General features: G+C 67.2%; 1 protein-coding gene. It reads left to right on the top strand.

All coding sequences use genetic code 11. The features are described 5' to 3' along the window. The coding region (locus ENZ75_RS32635) for a UvrD-helicase domain-containing protein (protein ID WP_164888214.1) at positions 1–1,083 on the top strand (1,083 nt) is incomplete at both ends.

Here is a 1,083-nt window from a genome sequence, read left to right as displayed (position 1 = left end):
CGACAGGGTCCATCGCACGGTGTTCGCCGTCGGCGACGAGAAGCAGTCGATCTATTCGTTCCAGGGTGCGGCCCCGGACTCCTTCGCCGACAGCCGGCTGTTGTTTGCCGGACGAGTGCGTGACGCCGAGGCGTCCTTCGCCGACCTCAAGCTGACCTGGTCGTTCCGCTCGACCGACGATGTTCTGACCGCGGTCGACCGCGTCTTCGCCGATCCAGCCGTGCGGCGCGGCATCAGTCATGATCCCGATCCGCTTCGCCACCAGGCGATCCGCACCGACGCGCCGGGCTATGTCGAGGTGTGGCCGTCGGTCGGCGCCGATGTTGTCGATGAGCCCGACGACTGGACGCAAGCCATCGACCATGCCCACGCGCCGGCGGTGCGCGTGGCCGAGAACGTCGCCGCCACCATCGCCGGCTGGATCGGCAGTGGCGAAATCATCGAAGGCCGCGGCAAGCGGCTGCGGCCGGGCGATGTGCTGGTGCTGGTGCGCAAGCGCGATCGCTTCGTCCATGCCCTGACCCGCGCACTCAAACGCCGCGACATTCCGGTTGCCGGCGCCGACCGGTTGAGCCTGCCCGGGCACATCGCGGTCAAGGACCTGATCGCGCTCGGTCACCTCCTCATCCAGCCGCAGGACGATTTGTCGCTTGCCGCCGTGTTGCGCAGCCCGATCTTCGATCTGCCGGAAGAGGCGCTTTTCACGCTCGCCGCGCAGAGGCCGGCCGGCCTGTCATTGATCGCATCGCTGCGACAGCACGCCGGCGAAAGCGAGAGACTGGCGAAGATCGTCGCCCAGGTCGACATCTGGACGAACGAAGCCGCGTTTAAGCCAGTGTTCGAATTCTACGCCGCCCTGCTGGCGCGCGATGGCGTGCGCCGCAAGATGATCGCGCGGCTCGGGCCCGAAGCTGGCGATATTCTCGACGAGTTCCTCAGCTTCTGCCTTGCCGAGGAGCGAACCGGCCTGCCGGGGCTGGAAGCCTTCCTGTCGACACTGGAAAACGCCGGTCCCGAGATCAAGCGCGAGATGGACCAGACCCGCGACGAGGTCCGGGTCATGACCGTGCACGCGGCCAAGGG

The sequence above is a fragment of the Mesorhizobium sp. M7A.F.Ca.CA.002.04.1.1 genome, from assembly GCF_004022805.1.
GTDB lineage: Bacteria > Pseudomonadota > Alphaproteobacteria > Rhizobiales > Rhizobiaceae > Mesorhizobium > Mesorhizobium ciceri.
The sequence above is the reverse complement of the archived record's forward strand: the minus strand, read 5'-3'. Positions and strand labels throughout refer to the sequence as shown.